General features: G+C 55.8%; 18 protein-coding genes and 1 pseudogene. 18 read left to right on the forward strand and 1 reads right to left on the reverse strand.

The genetic code is table 11. The annotated features are described in order from the left end of the window. The first annotated feature begins 27 nt into the window (after nucleotides 1-27). From RYZ18_RS06980 to RYZ18_RS07065, 18 genes and pseudogenes are all read left to right on the forward strand, one after another. Nucleotides 28-966 (forward strand): hydrogen peroxide-inducible genes activator, encoded by a 939-nt coding sequence (locus RYZ18_RS06980; RefSeq protein WP_317655720.1) that lies wholly within the window; start codon nucleotides 28-30, stop codon nucleotides 964-966. Nucleotides 967-1,085: 119 nt separating this feature from the next. Then, complete coding sequence (locus RYZ18_RS06985) at nucleotides 1,086-2,096, forward strand: Ldh family oxidoreductase (protein ID WP_317655721.1); 1,011 nt, start codon at nucleotides 1,086-1,088, stop codon at nucleotides 2,094-2,096. Continuing rightward, nucleotides 2,093-3,055 carry a LysR family transcriptional regulator gene (locus RYZ18_RS06990; protein WP_317655722.1) on the forward strand — a complete coding sequence of 321 codons (963 nt, stop codon included), beginning with the start codon at nucleotides 2,093-2,095 and terminating at the stop codon, nucleotides 3,053-3,055. The genes RYZ18_RS06985 and RYZ18_RS06990 overlap by 4 nt, the downstream gene beginning before the upstream one ends. A gap of 582 nt (nucleotides 3,056-3,637) precedes the next feature. After that, entirely contained in the window at nucleotides 3,638-5,578 is a 1,941-nt protein-coding gene (gene acs / locus RYZ18_RS06995) for an acetate--CoA ligase (RefSeq protein ID WP_317655723.1), read from the forward strand. Between the two features lie 17 nt (nucleotides 5,579-5,595). Then, nucleotides 5,596-6,282 (forward strand): adenylate kinase, encoded by a 687-nt coding sequence (locus tag RYZ18_RS07000; protein ID WP_317655724.1) that lies wholly within the window; start codon nucleotides 5,596-5,598, stop codon nucleotides 6,280-6,282. A gap of 98 nt (nucleotides 6,283-6,380) precedes the next feature. Next, entirely contained in the window at nucleotides 6,381-6,641 is a 261-nt protein-coding gene (locus RYZ18_RS07005; protein ID WP_317655725.1) for a DUF4212 domain-containing protein, read from the forward strand. Nucleotides 6,642-6,656: 15 nt separating this feature from the next. Beyond that, on the forward strand, nucleotides 6,657-8,426 hold the full coding sequence (locus RYZ18_RS07010) for a sodium:solute symporter family protein (RefSeq protein WP_317655726.1): 1,770 nt from the start codon (nucleotides 6,657-6,659) through the stop codon (nucleotides 8,424-8,426). Nucleotides 8,427-8,546: 120 nt separating this feature from the next. Continuing rightward, nucleotides 8,547-10,361, forward strand: a complete 1,815-nt coding sequence (locus tag RYZ18_RS07015; protein WP_317655727.1) for a DUF294 nucleotidyltransferase-like domain-containing protein — start codon at nucleotides 8,547-8,549, stop codon at nucleotides 10,359-10,361. Between the two features lie 47 nt (nucleotides 10,362-10,408). Next, on the forward strand, nucleotides 10,409-10,942 hold the full coding sequence (locus RYZ18_RS07020) for a hypothetical protein (protein WP_317655728.1): 534 nt from the start codon (nucleotides 10,409-10,411) through the stop codon (nucleotides 10,940-10,942). Between the two features lie 39 nt (nucleotides 10,943-10,981). Continuing rightward, entirely contained in the window at nucleotides 10,982-12,970 is a 1,989-nt protein-coding gene (locus tag RYZ18_RS07025; protein WP_317655729.1) for a 3'-5' exonuclease, read from the forward strand. A gap of 200 nt (nucleotides 12,971-13,170) precedes the next feature. Then, complete coding sequence (gene ffh / locus RYZ18_RS07030; RefSeq protein WP_317655730.1) at nucleotides 13,171-14,664, forward strand: signal recognition particle protein; 1,494 nt, start codon at nucleotides 13,171-13,173, stop codon at nucleotides 14,662-14,664. Nucleotides 14,665-14,676: 12 nt separating this feature from the next. After that, entirely contained in the window at nucleotides 14,677-14,982 is a 306-nt protein-coding gene (locus RYZ18_RS07035) for a chorismate mutase (RefSeq protein ID WP_317655731.1), read from the forward strand. Between the two features lie 41 nt (nucleotides 14,983-15,023). Further along, nucleotides 15,024-15,419, forward strand: a pseudogene (gene rpsP / locus RYZ18_RS07040) (30S ribosomal protein S16); the annotation flags it as partial. Nucleotides 15,420-15,736: 317 nt separating this feature from the next. After that, nucleotides 15,737-16,261, forward strand: coding sequence for a ribosome maturation factor RimM (rimM, locus tag RYZ18_RS07045; RefSeq protein ID WP_317655733.1), 525 nt, complete (start codon nucleotides 15,737-15,739; stop codon nucleotides 16,259-16,261). Further along, on the forward strand, nucleotides 16,251-17,075 hold the full coding sequence (trmD, locus tag RYZ18_RS07050; RefSeq protein ID WP_317655734.1) for a tRNA (guanosine(37)-N1)-methyltransferase TrmD: 825 nt from the start codon (nucleotides 16,251-16,253) through the stop codon (nucleotides 17,073-17,075). The genes rimM and trmD overlap by 11 nt, the downstream gene beginning before the upstream one ends. 266 nt (nucleotides 17,076-17,341) lie before the next feature. Next, nucleotides 17,342-17,728, forward strand: coding sequence for a 50S ribosomal protein L19 (gene rplS / locus RYZ18_RS07055; RefSeq protein ID WP_317655735.1), 387 nt, complete (start codon nucleotides 17,342-17,344; stop codon nucleotides 17,726-17,728). Nucleotides 17,729-17,742: 14 nt separating this feature from the next. Next, nucleotides 17,743-17,964, forward strand: coding sequence for a 50S ribosomal protein L31 (rpmE, locus tag RYZ18_RS07060; protein ID WP_317655736.1), 222 nt, complete (start codon nucleotides 17,743-17,745; stop codon nucleotides 17,962-17,964). A gap of 172 nt (nucleotides 17,965-18,136) precedes the next feature. Next, nucleotides 18,137-18,946 (forward strand): division plane positioning ATPase MipZ, encoded by an 810-nt coding sequence (locus tag RYZ18_RS07065; protein ID WP_317655737.1) that lies wholly within the window; start codon nucleotides 18,137-18,139, stop codon nucleotides 18,944-18,946. A 2-nt stretch (nucleotides 18,947-18,948) separates the two neighbouring features. Here RYZ18_RS07065 and RYZ18_RS07070 read toward each other — a convergent pair whose 3' ends face one another. Beyond that, nucleotides 18,949-19,962 (reverse strand): cytochrome d ubiquinol oxidase subunit II, encoded by a 1,014-nt coding sequence (locus RYZ18_RS07070; RefSeq protein ID WP_317655738.1) that lies wholly within the window; start codon nucleotides 19,960-19,962, stop codon nucleotides 18,949-18,951. Between the last annotated feature and the right edge of the window lie 4 nt (nucleotides 19,963-19,966).

Consider the following 19,966-nt stretch of genomic DNA (forward strand, 5'->3'; position numbering starts at 1 on the left):
TAGGAAAAAACTAATGAGGCATCCGCCATGCCAATTCCAAAAATTCCGCTTACCTTGCGCCAACTTCGGTACTTGGTCGCGATTGAGGAAACGGGCCATTTCCGCCTAGCGGCAGAATCCTGTGGGATATCGCAACCCTCGCTCTCGGTGCAGATCAAAACCTTGGAGGAGGCATTATCCCTGACCCTGATTGAACGGGGGCGCGGGCCTGTGAAATTGACCCTAGCGGGACGCGAAGTTGTGGCGCGCGCGCGCGATATTTTGGACGCGACTCAAGCGATTGTTGATCTATCCGCAACCTTGCAAACGGGCCTCGCGGGCACATTGCGCCTTGGCACGTCCACCACGCTGGGGCCTTATCTGATGCCACATATCGTGGGCGATTTGCATCGCTCCCACCCTGATCTGCGTCTCTATGTGCGCGAGGCGGCCCCACATGACCTTGCCCGTCAAATCAGCGAAGGGGGCCATGATCTGATCCTAACGCAATTGCCAATCCCTGGCGCGTCTTTGATTACGGAGCGGTTGTTCCGAGAGCCCTTGGTCGTGGCAATCTCGGCCGATCATCCACTCGCGCAGCGCAGCCAAATTGAACCGCAAGACCTCAGCGGCGAAACAATCCTGTCACTGTCGCCGAATTATGCGCTGCATGATCAGATATCTGCACTTTGTGTTGAAACAGGGGCGACATTGTCGCGCGAATATGAGGGCACATCGCTTGATGCCCTGCGCCAGATGGTTGCAATGGGGATGGGGGCCACGTTTTTGCCTGCGCTTTATGTGCGTTCCGAAATATCGGGGCGCGCGCAGGATGTTGCGGTAAGGCCCTTTAAGGGCAAGCGTTTTTCGCGCTCTATCGGGCTTGTATGGCGTTCAACCTCAGGGGCCAGCACTGCGCATCGGCAATTGGCCGATGTGATCCGCGGCTATGCGCGTCAATTGCCCGAACTGATCATCGAGGGCTAGGCGCGCCCCAATATCGCACCGCTTTTGCCGCGCTTGCGCCCTTCTGCCGCCGTTCTTGAGTGAAACAATCTGTCCCATAGAGGCTCAATGTTGAGCCGCAGTGTAAAAGGCGACAGGGTATGAATGAGCAGCAAGACGAAAACAATCAACGGCTAAGCCTTGCCGATTTAGAGGCGCTGAGTTTTGACAGCCTCAGCAGATTGTCGGCCAAAACACATCAAGCCAAACCCCTTGCACGCCGCATCGCCCGCGCCGAAGCTGAAGGACGCGCCCGCGCAGGCCTTCGCTATTTATTGCATTGCCTTGAGGATCTGGCGCTTGGTCGCTGTGATGGGGGGGCGATGCCGAAATTGCAGACCAGACACGGCGTGCGGTTACATTGTGACATCGCCAACGGCTTTTTGCCCGCGGCCTTTGATCTGGCCCTGCCCGAGTTTCTGCAGATCGCCGAGGCGGAAGGGACGGCCTGTTTGGCCTTTGTCAATGGTCATAGCCCAGGATTTCTGCCGCAGATGGCCGAAGACGTTGCGCGGCGCGGCTATGTGAGCTTGGCGCTATCGACCGACACGGCATGCATCAGCACAAACCCGCCTTTGCCCCCGACTTTGGGGGATAATCCAATGGCACTGGCAGTCCCTGACAAGCGCGGACAGGGTGTGTTGATTTTTGAACAAGGCCAAGCCGCGATATCGCGCGATACTGTGTTTGATCACATCAAATCAGGAACCACGCTGCCGCCCCACCTTGCGCTTGATGACCACGGGCGCGCCACGCAAAATCCCCGCGCGGCGATTGAGGGCAGCATCTTGCCTGTTCAAGGCAACTACGGGTTCAATATTGCGGTGATGGTCGAAATTCTCGTGCTCAGCCTTGTTGGGGCGGGGGCCTCTGCCATGATCGGTGACCCTGATGATCCAAGCAGCGGGCCGCTGCGCATGGGGCATTGTCTTTTTGCCATCAAGCCGCAATCATACGGGCAGGTATCGGCGCTTGAGCAATTCACCCAAGCCCTTCTTGCCGATGCCCCCAACAGGTTGCAGGCGCTTTCGCGTAGGCAAAAATTTGAAACCGCGCTGACAGAAGGGGTCGCTGTGCCTCAGGCGCTATTGGAACGGATCATCGCCGCATGACGCGACCCGATCTTAAGGGGATCAGCCTCAAGAGCCTTGAGACCTTCGAGGTCATGGCGCGCACGGGATCGCTGTCCGATGCGGCAGAGGAGATGGGTCTATCCGTTCCCGCCGCCTCGCAGCAACTGCGCAATTTATCTTTGGCAGTGGGGGTTGAATTGATTGACACCCGCAGGCGGCCTATTGGCCTGACACCTGCGGGACGGTTGTTCCTAAAACGGGTGGAAGTGGCGCTTGGTGCGCTGCGTGCAGGGCAAAAAGATCTCAGCCGCCTAAACCTATCGGGCATATCCGCCCTTGGTCTTGGGGTTATTGATGATTTTGAGAATGATCTAACCCCACAATTGGCCGCACGTTTGGCCGAGACGCTCAGCGATTGTAAATTCCGCCTACAAACTGGGGCGAGCCACATCTTGCTGAATATGTTGACCAAGCGGAACCTTGATATGATCATTTGCGCCGCACCGCAGACCGCGCCCGCCGATATCGTGGCGCACCCGATTGTGCAGGATCCCTATATTTTGGCCCTCCCAAAAGGATATGCCTTTGAGGGAAAGTTCGAAGATTTGGGCGGGCTTGCTTTTTTGGGGCGCGACCCTGCGCAGGTTATGGCGCAGCATATTGATGAGTATCTTCAGAAGCATAATATGGAGGTTAGTCGCAGATTTGAGATCGACTCGAACCAATCCATTTCGGCCCTCGTGGCGGCAGGGCTTGGCTTCACCATCACAACGCCCCTAAGCCTGATGCGGGGCGAGCGATTTGCAGATGGGATTGACACCTACCCTTTGCCCTCACCCGCGCAACCGCGCCAGATCATGCTCTATTGCACCGATGACTGGACGGGCGCCATTCCCAGTGAAATGGCGAACCTGATCCGCGATCTTTCACAGAAGCTGTTCATTGCGCCAGCCCTGCAAAGGATGCCTTGGCTGGGGGCGGATTTCCGCGTGCTTTAGCGCCCTTAATTTCGGGTGACTCGCGCGCGGCTTTGGCCCTCCATCAACCGATAATCAGGAAAAACACCACATGTTGGGGTTGCGCCGCAGCGCAGAATTTAGCGCTAACTCTCTAAAAACGCACAAATACAACCTATGGTTTAAATACGCTCGCCACCAAACTAGGTATGTTTTCCAAGGAAATTTTCCAATATTGTTAATAAATTTACAAATTCCGCAACGCAGTGTAAATTTGTTACACAGAAATCGCGGAAATCAGGATGTATTCCTTCTGAAGCCAAAAACTTGTTGTAAACTGTTCGTGATTGATAGCGGTGTGCCTGATCGGGAAATCAGGCCAAGGATGGGGCCACTGTCGACTTTGCGAAACCGCCCAATGGAGGGGGCAAGGACGCAAAATTTGGGGATCGGGGAGGATCTGTTTTAGTCATCACATGAGCTGCGTTTGTGTCGTTTGTTTACATTGAACAAGCACGAACCGCCATATTTCCACGAAGGGATCGGGGTGAGCGACACCCAAGCTGCGGCGCGGCACCCTTTGTCAAACGACATCCGCGCCGCCACCTTTGAGGGAGAACTACATTGCCAACGACTTCGAAATTCCCTGACCTTCTTGCTGGCGCGCATATTGACGCGGATAAATACACAGCAATGTATGAGGCCTCCATTTCCGATCCTGAGGCGTTTTGGGGCGAGCAAGGCAAGCGCCTTGATTGGATCAAGCCCTACACCAAGGTCAAAAACACCTCCTTTGCCTATGACAATGTAGATATCCGTTGGTATGAGGACGGCACGCTGAACGTAGCGGCAAACTGCATTGATCGCCATTTGGCAACGCGCGGCGACCAGACCGCGATTTTGTTTGAACCAGACGATCCCAACGAAGCCGCGCAGCATATCACCTACGCACAGCTCGGCGATGAAGTGGGCCGTTTTGCCAACACCCTGAAATCATTGGGTGTTAAGCGCGGTGATCGTGTTGTTCTCTATTTGCCGATGATCCCCGAGGCCGCCTATGCCATGCTTGCCTGCGCGCGCATCGGCGCGATCCACTCCGTGGTCTTCGCGGGCTTCTCGCCTGACGCATTGGCAAATCGGATCAATGACTCGGAAGCACGGGTTGTCATCACTTCGGACGGCGCCCCCCGCGGCGGTCGTGTGACCGATCTGAAATCTAACGTGGATAAGGCGCTTTTGCATTGTGATGACCACGTGAAATGCTTGGTCGTGAAGCGCACAGGTCAAGATGTAACTTGGACCGATGGTCGCGATATCTGGTATCATGAGGCCTCTGCGGGCCAATCCACCGCCTGCCCTGCGGAAGAAATGAACGCTGAAGATCCGCTGTTCATTCTTTACACCTCGGGCTCAACTGGCAAGCCCAAGGGCGTTGTTCATACGTCAGGTGGCTATCTGACTTATGCTGCGATGACGCATCAATACACATTCGACTATCATGATGGCGATGTGTTCTGGTGCACCGCCGATGTGGGTTGGGTAACAGGCCACAGCTATATCATCTACGGCCCGCTTGCGAATGGCGCGACAACCTTGATGTTTGAAGGTGTGCCAACCTATCCAGACGCGGGCCGTTTCTGGGCTGTTTGTGAAAAGCACAAAGTGAACCAATTCTACACCGCCCCTACAGCCATTCGTTTGCTGATGGGTCAGGGCAATGAATTCGTGACCAAATATGATCTCTCTAGCCTCAAACTTTTGGGGTCGGTGGGCGAGCCGATTAACCCAGAAGCATGGAATTGGTATAATGACGTTGTTGGCAAGGGGAACTGCCCCATTGTTGACACATGGTGGCAGACCGAAACGGGCGGCCATTTGATTACGCCTCTGCCAGGTGCCACCAAGCTTAAGCCAGGCTCAGCGACAAATCCATTCTTCGGCGTTCAGCCCGTGCTGTTGGATGCCACCACTGGTCAAGAAATCCACGAAACCGCCGCAGAAGGCGTTTTGTGTATCAAAGACAGCTGGCCTGGTCAGATGCGCACCCTGTGGGGTGATCCTGATCGCTTTGTGCAGGCTTATTTCAGTGACTACAAAGGCTATTACTTCACAGGGGACGGATGCCGCCGTGACGAAGATGGCTATTACTGGATCACGGGCCGCGTGGATGATGTGATCAACGTGTCGGGCCACCGCATGGGCACAGCCGAGGTTGAATCGGCGCTTGTGGCACATGAAAAAGTATCAGAGGCCGCAGTGGTGGGCTTCCCCCATGATCTCAAAGGTCAGGGGATCTACTGCTACGTCACGTTGATGGCGGGCGAAGAGCCCTCCGAAGAATTGCGGGCAGAATTGACCAATTGGGTGCGTAAAGAGATCGGCCCAATTGCAAAACCAGACGCGCTGCAATTTGCACCTGGCCTGCCCAAAACGCGGTCGGGGAAAATCATGCGCCGCATTTTGCGTAAGATCGCCGAAAACGATTTCGGCAGCCTTGGCGACACATCGACCTTGGCAGATCCAAGCGTGGTGGATGACCTCATCGCCAATCGCATCGTTAAGTAACGCGTGGAATTCAGTAAATGACGGCAGATACGATGACACGACCAGTTAACTTAATCCTTCTCGGGCCTCCGGGCGCTGGGAAGGGCACCCAAGCCCGCATGCTAGAAGAGGCATTCGGGCTTGTGCAGCTGTCCACTGGTGACTTGCTGCGCGGCGCAGTCAATGCAGGCACACCCGCAGGCTTGGCCGCGAAATCGGTTATGGAAAAGGGCGAATTGGTCTCGGATGAGATTGTGCTCGCCGTTCTCGAAGAACGCCTTCAGCAGCCCGATGTGGCCGCAGGCACAATTCTGGATGGTTTCCCCCGCACCGCCGCGCAAGCCGAGGCGCTTGATGGCCTTTTGGCGGCACGCAACCAGCAGATTGACGCTGTCATCAGCCTTGAGGTGGATGATGAAGCGATGGTGGCCCGCGTATCGGGTCGCTATACCTGCGCGGATTGTGGCGAAGGATATCATGACGAATTCAAGCAGCCTGCAACAGCGGGTGTTTGTGACAAATGTCAGGGCAGCGCGTTTAAGCGCCGCCCTGATGATAATGCCGAAACAGTGCGCACGCGCCTGTCGGCATATCATGCCCAAACGGCCCCCCTTATCGAGTATTACAATGCCCGCGGCACGCTTAGCAAAGTCGCGGCTATGGGGGCTATTGACGATATTGCCAAGGCACTTGGCAAGATCGTGTCCCACCTTACTGGGGCGTAATTGGGCAAAAGAATTCTGTCGACGCCTTAGGAGGAGGCGGCGTCAGATGTCACCGTTGGGGCAGTGCCTCACTGGTTAGAAACCGAAGGGAGATATCAATGGCCGAAAAGGCAAATAACTCTGAATACTGGGCCGCGAACATCCGCTTGGTCACCCTATGCTTGGTGATCTGGGCGCTGTGTTCCTATGGCTTTGCTATTCTTTTCCGCCCGATGCTTAGCGGCATCGCGGTGGGTGGCACAGATCTGGGCTTCTGGTTTGCTCAGCAAGGTTCAATCCTCGTATTCCTTGTTCTGATTTTCTTCTACGCAGCGCGTATGAACAAATTAGACAAAGAATATGGCGTGGACGAAGAGTAAGGGACGGGCCAGATTATGGATCAAACAACACTCAATATTATCGTTGTGGGGCTGTCGTTTGCGCTCTACTTCGGTATCGCGATTTGGGCCCGCGCGGGTTCCACATCTGAATTCTACGCCGCAGGGCGTGGTGTTAACCCTGTCATCAACGGCATGGCAACTGCAGCGGACTGGATGTCGGCGGCCTCCTTCATCTCGATGGCAGGTCTGATCGCATTCGTAGGCTATAACAACTCGACCTTCCTCATGGGCTGGACGGGTGGTTACGTGCTTATGGCGATGCTTCTTGCGCCCTATTTGCGCAAGTTCGGCAAGTATACGGTTCCTGAATTCGTAGGCGACCGTTTCTATAGCCAGACTGCACGCGTTGTGGCCGTTATCTCGCTGATCGTTATGTCCGTGACCTATGTTATCGGTCAGATGACTGGCGCTGGCGTGGCCTTCTCCCGCTTCCTCGAAGTGGACAGCACAACAGGTCTCTACATCGCATCCGCAACCGTTTTCGTTTACGCGGTTTTGGGCGGCATGAAGGGCATCACCTATACGCAGGTGGCGCAGTATTGCGTTCTGATCACAGCGTATACGATCCCTGCTGTGTTTATCTCGCTGCAACTGACAGGTAACCCAATCCCAAGCCTCGGCCTCTTCTCCGAGCACACCGCCTCTGGCCAGCCTCTGCTGACCACATTGGACGGCTTGCTGACAGATTTGGGCTTCAATGCTTACACCACAGGCTCTAGCCCATGGTTGATGGCGTTGTTCACCTTGTCGCTGATGATTGGTACCGCGGGTCTGCCCCACGTTATCATTCGCTTCTTCACCGTTCCCAAAGTGGCTGACGCACGTTGGTCTGCTGGTTGGGCGCTGGTGTTCATCGCGCTGCTTTACCTGACCGCTCCTGCGGTAGGTGCCATGGCACGTTTGAACATCATGACCACCATGTGGCCAAATGGCGTTGAAGGTGAGCCTGTTGCACAAGCTGATCTGCCTGATTGGTTCAACACTTGGTCGGTCACTGGCCTTCTGGCTGTTGAAGACAAGAACGGCGATGGCCTGATCCAGTACTACAATGAAAATGGTGCTGGTATGGCTGAAATGGCAGCCGAGCGTGGTTGGGCAGGCAACGAGCTTGTGACCTTCAACCGTGACATCCTCGTTCTGGCAAACCCAGAAATCGCACAGTTGCCAGGTTGGGTTATCGCTCTGATCGCGGCAGGTGGTCTGGCAGCGGCTCTGTCCACAGCGGCGGGTCTTCTGTTGGCGATCTCCTCTGCCATCAGCCACGACTTGATCAAGTCGGTGATCAATCCTGACATCTCCGAAAAAGGCGAGCTTCTGGCTGCCCGTATCTCGATGGCAGGCGCGATTGCTTTGGCAACCTATCTTGGTCTAAACCCTCCAGGCTTCGCGGCGCAAACCGTGGCTCTGGCATTCGGTCTGGCAGCAGCTTCGCTGTTCCCAACACTGATGATGGGTATCTTCTCCAAGCGCATGAACTCCGCAGGTGCAACAGCAGGTATGCTTGCAGGTCTGATTTCAACCTGTCTCTACCTGTTCACATTCTTGGGTTGGTTCTTCATCCCAGGCACCAACATGCTGGATAACACTGCAGCGAACTACCTGTTCGGCATCCCACCAACCCATTTCGGGCCAGTGGGCGCATTGCTGAACTTTGCCGTTGCGTTCGCAGTATCCCGCGTGACAGCAGAGCCTCCGCAGGAGATCCAAGACCTCGTGGAATCCGTACGTATCCCACGTGGCGCAGGTGCAGCCATCAACAAGTGATCCTTTGATCACTTAGGGGCTACCCCTTAAGAAAAATGGGCGCATTCCGATCAATCGGGATGCGCCTTTTTCATAAATAGTCTAGGCTGAGCCAGACCGACCAATCAGACCCAGATCCAGATGCCAAAAGAAATCCTGACACTTCTGTCACAAACGCACCCCTATGACAGCTTACCGCATGATTATCTGGCGGAACTGGCAGGGCAGGTGAACCGCTCCATGGCAAAAGCGGGCGCTGTGATTTATCACGCGGGCGCGCCGCTTGAGGCGCTTTACCTCATCGTGTCAGGGCAGGTTGATATCACCGAACCCAATGGTGAACTGGTCTCGATCCTCGGCCCCAAAAACTCCTTCGGGGAGCGCGGCTTGATGCGCGATGGTATTGCGCCTGTCACCGCAACCGCCGTGAAACCAACCGAACTTTTGGAGATCTCGGCGCCACTTTTCCATAAATTGGTGAAAGAGCACCCCGCCTTTCTAGATTTCTTTGACCGCACCCGCCCAGCCCGCGCCAAGCGCAGCGCCTTGTCGACCCAAACCTTGGGCGATTTAATGACGCGCAATCCTCTGACCTGCACAGCGCAAGACAGCTTGCTGAGAGCCGCGCAGAAGATGCGGGATCACCGCGTCTCTTGCTTGCTTGTCACCTCCGAAACGGGGGCGCTGCAAGGGATCATCACCACACGCGACTTAACCAATCGCGCGATGGCGGCGGGGCTGCCATCAGACACGGCCGTGGCTGAAGTGATGACGCGCGCGCCCAAGACCTTGCCCGCCTCCGCCCTTGTGGCTGATGCGCTGCATTTGATGGTCGAGCATGGGTTTACCCATATGCCCGTCATGGATCGCGGACAGCCCGAAGGCATATTAAGCCAGACCGATATGATGCGCTTTCAGGCGACCAGTTCCGCCTCAATCATCATGGATATCGCCTATGCCGCGAATAGCGCAGAAATTGCCAAATATGTAAAAGGCATCCCTGCCCTTTTGATGCAATTGGTTGGGGCAAATAATGATCATCAGGTGGTCACACGCCTGATCACCGATATCGGCGATGCCGCGACCCGGCGGTTGCTAAAACTTGCCGAAGACCATCTTGGGCCGCCGCCTGTGCCCTATCTGTGGCTGGCCTGCGGCAGCCAAGGTCGGCAAGAACAAACGGGCGTGTCCGACCAAGACAATTGCCTGATCATAGACGATGCCATGCGCCCAGAAGATGACGCGTATTTCGCCGCTTTGGCAAAGTTCGTCTCGGATGGTTTAGATGAGGCAGGCTATTTCTACTGCCCAGGTGATATGATGGCGACCGCCGCGCGTTGGCGGCAACCCTTACGCGTTTGGCGAAACTATTTCTCGAAATGGATCAACAAACCTGACACCGAGGCGCAGATGTTGGCATCGGTGATGTTTGACCTGCGGCCCATTGGCGGCACGATGGCCCTGTTTGACGATCTTCACGCCTCGACCCTTGCAGAGGCTTCGGGAAATTCGATTTTTGTGGCTCATATGATTTCCAATTCGCTCAAGCATACGCCCCCGCTTGGTCTCTTTCGGGGCTTTGCCACTGTTCGGTCGGGCGAGCATAAAGATCGCATTGATCTCAAGCATAACGGCGTTGTGCCCGTGGTGGATTTGGGGCGCATCTATGCGCTGAAAGGACAGTTGACCGAAGTAAACACCCGCGCGCGCTTGGTTGCCGCAATTGACGGAGGTGCGGTTTCTGCCTCGGGCGGACGTGATTTGTTGGATGCCTATGACATGATCGCAGAAGCGCGGCTTGCGCATCAAGCGCGCCAAATCCGCAATGGCCACGCGCCCGATAATTTCATGGCACCTGCTTATTTATCGGATTTTGATCGAAGTCATCTCCGCGATGCCTTCGTTGTGATTAAAACAATGCAATCGGCAATCGGACAGCGCAGCGGATTTCTATAACCCCCGCACCTGTTTTTGGTTGTCACGAAAAGAGAAAGACCAACGAAATGCAAATGTTCCTCGTCCTTATTGCGGCACTGTCCTCAGCCTTTGCAGGGGCAGGCATCGCCTATGGCCTGCGCCGCCTGATAGGAGAGCGGATACCAAAATGGTTCGTGCCTGCAGGCGCAGGGCTGGCGATGATCCTGACCACAATATCCCTCGAATATTCATGGGCGCGCGGCGTCATGGCCACCCTGCCCACAGACACTGTAATGATCGCCACGCGCGAACAGCGCGCTGTTTGGCAGCCGTGGACATATGTGAAGCCATGGATCAAAGGTTTTGTCGCAGTTACCCCGTCAGAGACTGTCGAAACAGTCGAAGGCTCGGGCCAATGGGTTGTGCAAACGCGCCTGCATGAGCGGTGGCAGCCCGCGATCATCAAACCCATCTTGGTGGATTGCACGACCCCCGCCCGCGCAGAGATTTTTCCAACCACCAGTTTTGATGCTGATGGCCGCGCCGAGAATGCCGATTGGTTAGCGGTTTCCGCAGATGATCCGTTGATTGCGGTGGTCTGCCCAACTTTGGGCGGCTAGGCCGCGTCACCGCTGCGGGAGGAGGAGGCCCGCACGCCCATGTTCACCCATCTTAGTTTGCGTTTGCGCATCTTTTTGTTCTTTGCGCTCTTGGCCCTTGGGGGCGCGGCCCTGCTGACCGCGGGTCTGGTGATCGGGTATGTTCGTTTGGGCGAGGATCACGCGCTATCGGCCTTTATCACCGCAGGGGCGGTTGGGGCATTTGCAATTATCGGCCTGTCTGCTTGGGTTTGGACGAAGTTCGATGAGTATGTCGCCCGCCCCCTTGAAGCATTGGCCGCGGATATGCGCGCCCGCGCCCATGCCGATGTGGATGATGAAATCAATCCAAACTATGCGCGATATTTGGGTGATTTAGCCCCTGCTGCTGCGGCTGTTGCCGCGCATTTGACCGAAACGCGCAACGCAATGGCATTGGCCGTGGGGCGTGAAACAGCACGGCTCGGCCTTGAGAAGCAGCGGCTTGAAACCTTACTGGCTGAAATTCCCGCTGGGGTCGTGTTCTGCACGCCTGACCATAAAATCGCACTTTACAATGGCAAGATGCGGGACCTCTTCAATGATGATGAGGGGTTGGGTCTGAACCGCCCCCTTGATCAGCTTTTGCGCATGGCCCCCTTGCGCGAGGCTTATGGCAGGCTGTTGCGCGCACAGAGCGCTAAGGGCACGGATATTTTGGTAACAACCCGCCACGATGCCCGCCTGTTCGAGGCACGGATGCGCTTATTCTGGCTCGAAGGTCAGGAAACAGCCGATCCTGCCTATCTCTTGTGCTTGCAAGACCGATCCGAGGATTTGGCACTGCATGGCATGCGCGAGGCTTTGTTTGCCGATTTAATTGAGGCCGTGGATGCCGTTTTGCCAGACCTGCCCCATGGGGCGCCGCGTGCGCAGTTGGAAAAGACGTTGCACGATGTGCAAAAAGAAAAAGCCAAAACCGATACAGCATGGTGGCCCCTTGAGCAGCTTGACCTATCCGATATTGGAATCGCGCTTGCCACGCGCTTGGCGCAAAAGGATATCCAACTGCAGTATGACGCGCTGCCTGACCTGCGACTGCGCGCCGATGGCTTTGCCATCAGCCGCTTGTTAGAGCGCCTGACGCTGTCGTGGATTGGCGCGGGGGCGTCTGACATTCGACTTTCGGCCCGACTGTCAGAGGGAGAGGCCATTCTTGACCTGCAGGGAGATGCAAAGGCCCCTGACGCGGCACGACTCAATGATTGGTTAGACAGCCCCCTGATCACGGGCCATTCACGCTTTGCAGGGGCCGATGTTTTGCGCAGCCACGGCGCCAAGATCGAAGCCACAGATCAACGGATCAGCCTGTCACTAGCCGCCGCCCCCGAAACGCTGCAAACGCCGCGCGTGATCCAATATGATTTTGACCTGTTGCAAACCGCACTGCCTGCTGAGCTGTCACAGGCCCCGCTGAAGAACTTGTCTTTCGTGGTGTTCGATACAGAAACCACCGGGCTGAACCCGCAAGTCGATGAAATCTGTCAGATCGCCGCGATGCGAATTGTAAACGGCAAATTGGTCGAGAGCGAACGCTTTGACACATTGGTCAACCCTGCGCGCAAAATCCCTGCGGCCTCAACAGCGGTGCATCACATCACCAATGAGATGGTGGCAGACGCTCCATCGGTCGTTGATTCCTTATCGCGGTTTCATCGCTTTGCCGATGGCGCGGTTCTGGTGGCCCATAACGCCCCCTTTGACATGGCTTTTCTACAGCGGCGCGAAGGGGCCATTGGTGCGCGTTTTGATCAGCCGATCTTGGACACTGTTCTGTGTTCGGCCATCCTTTTTGGTCAGTCTGCGGAACACACATTGGACGCGCTCTGTGACCGCCTCAGCATCCGCATACCCGACAATGCCCGTCATACCGCACTTGGCGACACATTGGGAACGGCGCGGGCCTTTGTGAAGATGTTGCCCATGCTTGAGGCGACAGATATCCAAAATTTGGGACAGTTGATCACGGCCTTTGATCGTCATGCGCGGCTCTTGCGCCATTTGAACTAAGGCGCGAAGGCTTGACATTCCCCTCTTCGCGCGCGTAAGAGCAGCGCAACTTCCAGCAAGCTTTGGCTTTCTGGTCTTAGGATATGTCCAAGATCGCCCCCCGTCAGCGAGTTTCGCCCACGGGGGCCTTGGTGCATTGCAATGCGGTGGCCTGATGCACAGATCACCAAAGAGATGACGTGACAAAGGGGCCTTGGCCAATGTTTGAAACACTTTCAGAACGCCTCTCCTCGGTCTTTGAGGGGCTGACAAAGCAAGGCGCTTTGTCTGCTGATGATGTAAAAACAGCCCTGCGCGAAGTGCGGGTGGCTTTGCTTGAGGCAGATGTTTCTTTGCCCGTGGCACGTGAATTTATTCGCGCGGTCGAGAAAAAGGCCACAGGCGCTGCGGTGACCAAATCGGTGACCCCGGGTCAACAGGTCGTCAAAATTGTGCATGACGAATTGATCGCCACGCTTCAGGGCGAAGGCGAGATTGGCGCACTGAAAATCGACAACCCGCCTGCACCCATCCTGATGGTGGGTCTGCAAGGCTCAGGGAAAACCACAACAACCGCGAAACTGGCCAAGCGCCTGAAGGAGCGCGAAGGCAAGCGCGTGTTGATGGCATCCCTTGACACAAACCGCCCTGCCGCGATGGAGCAGTTGGCCATCCTTGGCCAACAAATTGGCGTGGATACCCTGCCCATCATCCAAGGTGAAAACCCTGAGACGATTGCAAAGCGCGCCAAAACCCAAGCGGGGCTTGGCGGCTATGATGTCTATATCCTCGACACCGCAGGGCGCTTGCATATTGATCAAGACCTGATCGCGCAGGCCGCAGCCGTGCGTGACATTGCCAACCCGCGCGAGACACTCTTGGTCGTGGATGGCCTCACGGGCCAAGATGCGGTGAATGTTGCGCAGGAATTTGACGATAAAATTGGCGTCTCTGGCATCGTTTTGACCCGTATGGACGGCGATGGTCGCGGCGGCGCGGCACTGTCGATGCGCGCCGTCACAGGCAAACCGATCCGCTTTGTGGGGTTGGGTGAAAAGCTCGAGGCGCTTGAAACATTCGAAGCGCAGCGTGTCGCTGGCCGCATCTTGGGCATGGGCGATATCGTGGCCCTTGTTGAAAAAGCCCAAGAAACCCTTGAGGCTGAACAGGCCGAGCGCATGATGAAGCGCTTCCAAAAAGGTCAGTTCAACATGAACGACCTTAAAGGCCAGTTAGAGCAGATGCTGAAAATGGGCGGGATGCAGGGCATGATGTCGATGATGCCGGGCATGGCCAAGATGCAAAAGCAGCTTGATGATGCAGGGCTTGATGACAAGGTAATCAAACGCCAGATCGCGCTGATCCAATCTATGACAAAGCGGGAAAGGGCCAACCCTGACCTTTTGCAGGCAAGCCGCAAAAAGCGCATTGCCGCAGGCGCAGGGCAAGATGTCTCTGACCTGAACAAGCTTTTGAAAATGCACCGCCAAATGGCCGATGCGATGAAGAAGCTCGGCAAAATGGGCAAAGGCGGGATGCTCAAGCAGGGCCTTGGCGCATTAATGGGCAAAGGCGCACCCAAAGATTTGGCGGGCATGGATCCTTCAGCAATGGATCCCAAAGCGATGGAGGCCGCAGCCCGCAAGATGGGGCTTGGCGGCTTGGGTGGCGGCGGTGGTCTGCCGCCCCTGACGGGCTTTGGCAAAAAGAAATAAAGGGATCGCATCATGACCGATACAGCCGCCCGCGCCGCAGCGCTGCTCAAGGAACATCGCGCCTCGATTGATCGCTTGGACGCAATCCTTGTCTATACCCTTGGCGAGCGGTTTAAGCACACCCAAGCCGTAGGGAAGTTGAAGGCACAGCATGATTTGCCCCCTTCCGACCCAGACCGCGAAGCCAAACAAATCGCGCGGCTTGAGCGTTTGGCTGAGGAGGCCGATCTCGACCCCGAATTCGCCAAGACCTTTCTGAAATTCATCATTCAGGAGGTCATCCGTCACCATGAACAACACATTGAAAACGGGCAATAAACAAAGACGCCCCGATCATCTATCCGAAGGAGAAGACTAACATGGCAATGAAAATCCGCTTGGCCCGTGGTGGCTCGAAAAAGCGCCCATTCTACAGCATCGTGGCCTCTGACAGCCGCATGCCCCGCGATGGCCGCTTCATCGAGAAGCTCGGCACATACAACCCGCTCTTGGCAAAAGACAGCGAAGATCGCGTGAAAATGAACATGGAGCGCGTGAAATACTGGCTCGAGCAGGGTGCACAGCCCACCGACCGCGTAAGCCGTTTCTTGGAAGCAGCTGGCGTGTTGGCCGCGAAAACCCGCAACAACCCGAACAAAGCCGTTCCAGGCAAAAAAGCACAAGAGCGCGCAGAAGAAAAAGCCGCTAAGGCCGCAGAAGCAGCCGAAGCAGCAGCCGCACCTGCACCTGCCGCTGAAGAAGCGCCCGCAGAAGAGGCCGTTGTTGAAGAAGCAGCTGCACCTGAAGAAGCGCCTGCCGCTGAGGAAGCCGCAGAAGAAGCAAAGGCTGAGTAATCAGCCCCCTGCCTTGCCCCCGCTTGTTGTGTACTGGGGGCAAGGCGGCCTTTGGGCCAAGCGTAGATGTGGCTTTGAGTATCTTAAATGCGCCGCCTGATCCTAATTTCGATCCTCTGCCTTTTCGCCTATATAGGTGGGCGCGTTGAAGAACGGCGCAATGCGCAAGCGGCCTGTCTCGCCCTTTCGGGCGACTGGGTCAGCGCAGATCGGTTATGCCTAAGAGAGGGCCCCGTGGAATGAGCAATCAAAACCTGATTTGTGTCGGTGCGATTGCAGGCTCCTTTGGCGTGCGCGGTGAAGTGCGCCTCAAAAGTTTTTGCGCCAATCCCGAAGATATCGGCACTTACACGCCACTGTTTTCTGAAAAAGGCGACCGCAGCTTTGATCTTAAAATCACCCGTGCCGTCAAAGGTGGCTTTGCCGCGCGGGTTGTTGGGGTGATGACAAAAGAAGCGGCAGATGGCCTTCGCGGCACCCGTCTGTTTGCACCGCGCACCGCCCTGCCCGTCCTTCCTGATGACGAGTTTTATCACAGCGACCTTCTCGGTCTTAACGTGGTCGACACAGGCGGCGCGGCGCGCGGCAAGGTGGCGGCCGTTTTGAACCATGGCGCAGGTGATATTCTCGAACTGCGCAGCGTGCCCAATCACAAGGGCAGCGTTCTTGTGCCTTTTACACAGGCGGTTGTTCCCACAGTCGACCTCAGCGCCAAGCGCATCGTGATTGATCCGCCAGAAGGCTTGTTTGACGATGACGTCTAAACCACCCCGCAGCTATGGCCGTCTGTCGATTTCGGCCAATGCGACCCCACGCGATTTGATGGGGCCGCAGCGCCTGAAGGACGCATGGTGCGCGAAGGTCATCACACTCTTCCCTGACATGTTTCCAGGTGTCTTGGGGGGCTCACTGACGGGGAAGGCATTGCAAAGCGGTCTTTGGGCATTAGACACCATCGACCTGCGCATCTTCGGCGAGGGCAAGCACCGCAATGTTGATGATACGCCCGCAGGGGGCGGCGCAGGGCTTGTCTTGCGTCCCGACATTTTGGGGCGCGCCATGGACATGGCCGCTGATAACACACCACCTGACCCTGCAAGATGGCCACGTGTCTATCTGTCACCTCGGGGGCGGCCTTTTACACAGGCCGATGCCGCGCGCTTTGCGGGCTGTGACGGCATGACCCTGTTGTGCGGGCGGTTCGAAGGGGTGGATCAACGTGTGATTGACCATTACGAGATGGAAGAAATTTCACTAGGTGATTTTGTTCTGACGGGCGGCGAGATTGCCGCCCAAGCGGTGCTAGATGCCACCATTCGCCTTATTCCGGGTGTCTTGGGAAATTTTGACTCGACCCAAGAAGAAAGTTTTTCCAATGGCCTGTTGGAGCATCCGCACTATACCCGCCCCGCTGAATGGCGTGGGATGGTGATCCCCGAGGTTTTGACATCTGGCAATCACGCCCGCGTTGCCGAGTGGCGCCATGCCCAAGCCGAGGCTTTGACGCAATCGCGCCGCCCTGATCTTTGGGCGGAATATCTCTCTAAACAGGGCAAGACCGGGCGCGATAAGGCTTGATCCTTTGGGATTTGCAGCCTATACGCCATCCGTCCGCAGTCGGAATCGGCTGATCGGGCCTCTTTGGTTTTTCTTGGGGCTTTGTCCCCGCGCTTTAGCGGAACTTCGGCGCAAGGCAGATTGGCCAAAGATCACATTAGGAAAGTCAGCGTGACCTCTGGCGGACACCCCCATATGGGAACAGGTGGATCCGGTCGAAGACCAGAGCTCTCAGATGCGACCACACCTTCGCGGAGCAACCGCGAGCATTTAGAGGAGAAGATCCAATGGATCTGATCGCACAAATCGAGGCGGAACAGATTGCCGCCCTTGGGAAGACCATTCCCGATTTCAAAGCTGGCGACACCATTCGCGTTGGCTTTAAAGTGACCGAAGGGTCGCGCTCTCGTGTGCAGATGTATGAAGGCGTTTGCATCAGCCGTAAAAACGGCAAAGGGATCGCAGGTTCGTTCACTGTTCGCAAAATTTCATTTGGTGAAGGCGTAGAGCGCGTATTTCCCCTCTACTCGACCAATATCGATTCAATCGAAGTGGTGCGCCGCGGCCGTGTTCGCCGCGCGAAGCTGTACTACTTGCGTGATCGCCGTGGTAAGTCGGCCCGTATCGCCGAGAAAACAAACTATCGCGAACTCAGCGATAACGCCGAAGCGTAAGAAGGGCTTAGACGATGAAAAAAGACATCCATCCCGATTACCACGTCATCGATGTCAAAATGACCGATGGCACCGTTGTTCAGATGAAATCCACTTGGGGTTCCGAGGGCGATACGCTTGCGCTGGATATTGACCCTTCTGTGCACCCTGCATGGACAGGTGGTGGCGCGCGCTTGATGGATACAGGCGGCCGCGTTTCCAAGTTCAAAAAGAAATACGAAGGTCTGGGTTTCTAATCCAAACGCACTTAACTGTTTCAAAACACCGTCCCTTTGGGGCGGTGTTTTTCATTTTAGCCATAAGTTAAATGTCTTTCTTGCTTAACAGCGCAGCATTCCTTCCGTATATTGAGGATCAACGGAATGCGCCCACAATATCGGGTGCGCAGTGGGGTAAGTGAGGTTCGTTTTGGCGCATATTATCGTATTCGGGAATGAAAAGGGCGGTTCGGGCAAGTCGACCACAACCATGCATGTGGCCACAGCACTGGTGCGCGAGGGGTTTAAGGTTGGCGGTCTAGATCTGGATTTGCGGCAGCGCAGTTTCCACCGCTATATCGAAAACCGCCAAGCCACGATGCAAAAACGTGCAATCTCTTTGCCTTGTCCGATTTTGATGACGCTGCCAGAAATTGACCCTGCATCCTTGGCCGAAGGTGAGAATATTTTCGACAAACGCCTGTCCGCGGCGGTTGCGGGCATGGAAAACCAGGTCGATTTCATCGTTATCGACTGCCCCGGATCGCATACGCGGCTCAGCCAAGTCGCCCATTCCATGGCAGATACCTTGGTGACGCCCATGAATGACAGCTTTGTTGATTTTGATCTTTTGGCGCGGGTTGATCCCGAAACCTACGACATCACAGGCCCAAGCGTGTATTCCGAAATGGTGTGGCATTCGCGCAAATTGCGCGCGCAGGCGGGGCTTAAGCCGTTTGATTGGATCGTGCTGCGCAACCGCCTCGGCGCGCAAGAGATGCACAATAAGCGCAAAGTCGGCGCGGCGATGGAAGCCTTGGCCAAGCGGATCGGGTTTCGCGTCAGCTCGGGCTTTGCCGAGCGCGTGATTTTTCGAGAGCTATTCCCATCAGGCCTGACCCTTCTTGATTTGAAAGAGGTTGGCGTTGACAAGCTAAACATCTCAAACCTCGCCGCAAAGCAAGAACTGCGCGACCTAATCAAAGATTTGCGCCTGCCCAATGTTGCGGTTTCTTTCTGAACCTAGTCGTAACTGAGGGCTGTCGCCTTGCCGCGAAAGATCACATAGGCAAGGATTGAATAGGCGATAATGATTGGCACCACGAACAAGGCGCCGATCAGGATAATCAGCAGGCTTTCGGGGGCGGATGCCGCCTCGTATATGGTCAATCGTTCGGGCACGACATAGGGGTAAAAACTATAGGCCAGCCCGATATAGGCCATCGCAAAAAGCGCGCTTGCTGTTGCGAAAGGCGCCCAAGACGCGTGATCCCCCTTGAATGGCATGCGCCTTAGCATAACCCACAAAACAGCCACCAATAAGACAGAGAGAATTGGCAAAGGCGCGAGATAGAGAAATGAAGGATAGCTGAACCATTTCTCAAAGATGCGCAGCGACACCAATGGTGTTGCCGCAGAAACCAATCCAATTCCAAGGATCACACCCCAGAGGCTGCGCTTGCCCCATGTGATTGCCTTGGCCTGTAGCCCGCTATCGGTTTTGTAAATCAACCACATGGCCCCAATGCAGCTATAGCCCACTGTTAAACAGCCCGCTGTCAATATCGCGAAAAACACATGCGCCCCTGTATATTCAAGGCCAAGAATATAGAGGCCCAACATGAATCCTTGCGCCAAAGAGGTCATCAACGAGCCTGCAAAAAACACGCGGTTCCAAGTGGATTTGAACCGAAGGCTTGCCTTGGCGCGGAATTCAAAAGCAACCCCGCGCAGGATGAGGCCCACCAACATTACGAAAACGGGCAGATAGAGCGCGGTCAAAATGATCCCATGCGCCACTGGAAAGGCCACCAAAAGCAGCCCGACAGCCAAAACCAGCCATGTTTCATTCGCGTCCCAAAACGGGCCGATGGAGGCAATCATGCGGTCTTTTTCCTCGGCAGATGCGAAGGGGAACAACAACCCCACGCCAAGGTCGAACCCATCCAAGGTCACATAGACCAAGATCGAAAACCCCATCAACGAGGCAAAGGCCCACGGCAGCCAAATATTTGGATCACCAAAGAGATCAAGCATCGCC

The sequence above is a fragment of the Roseovarius sp. 10 genome, from assembly GCF_033100315.1.
GTDB lineage: Bacteria > Pseudomonadota > Alphaproteobacteria > Rhodobacterales > Rhodobacteraceae > M30B80.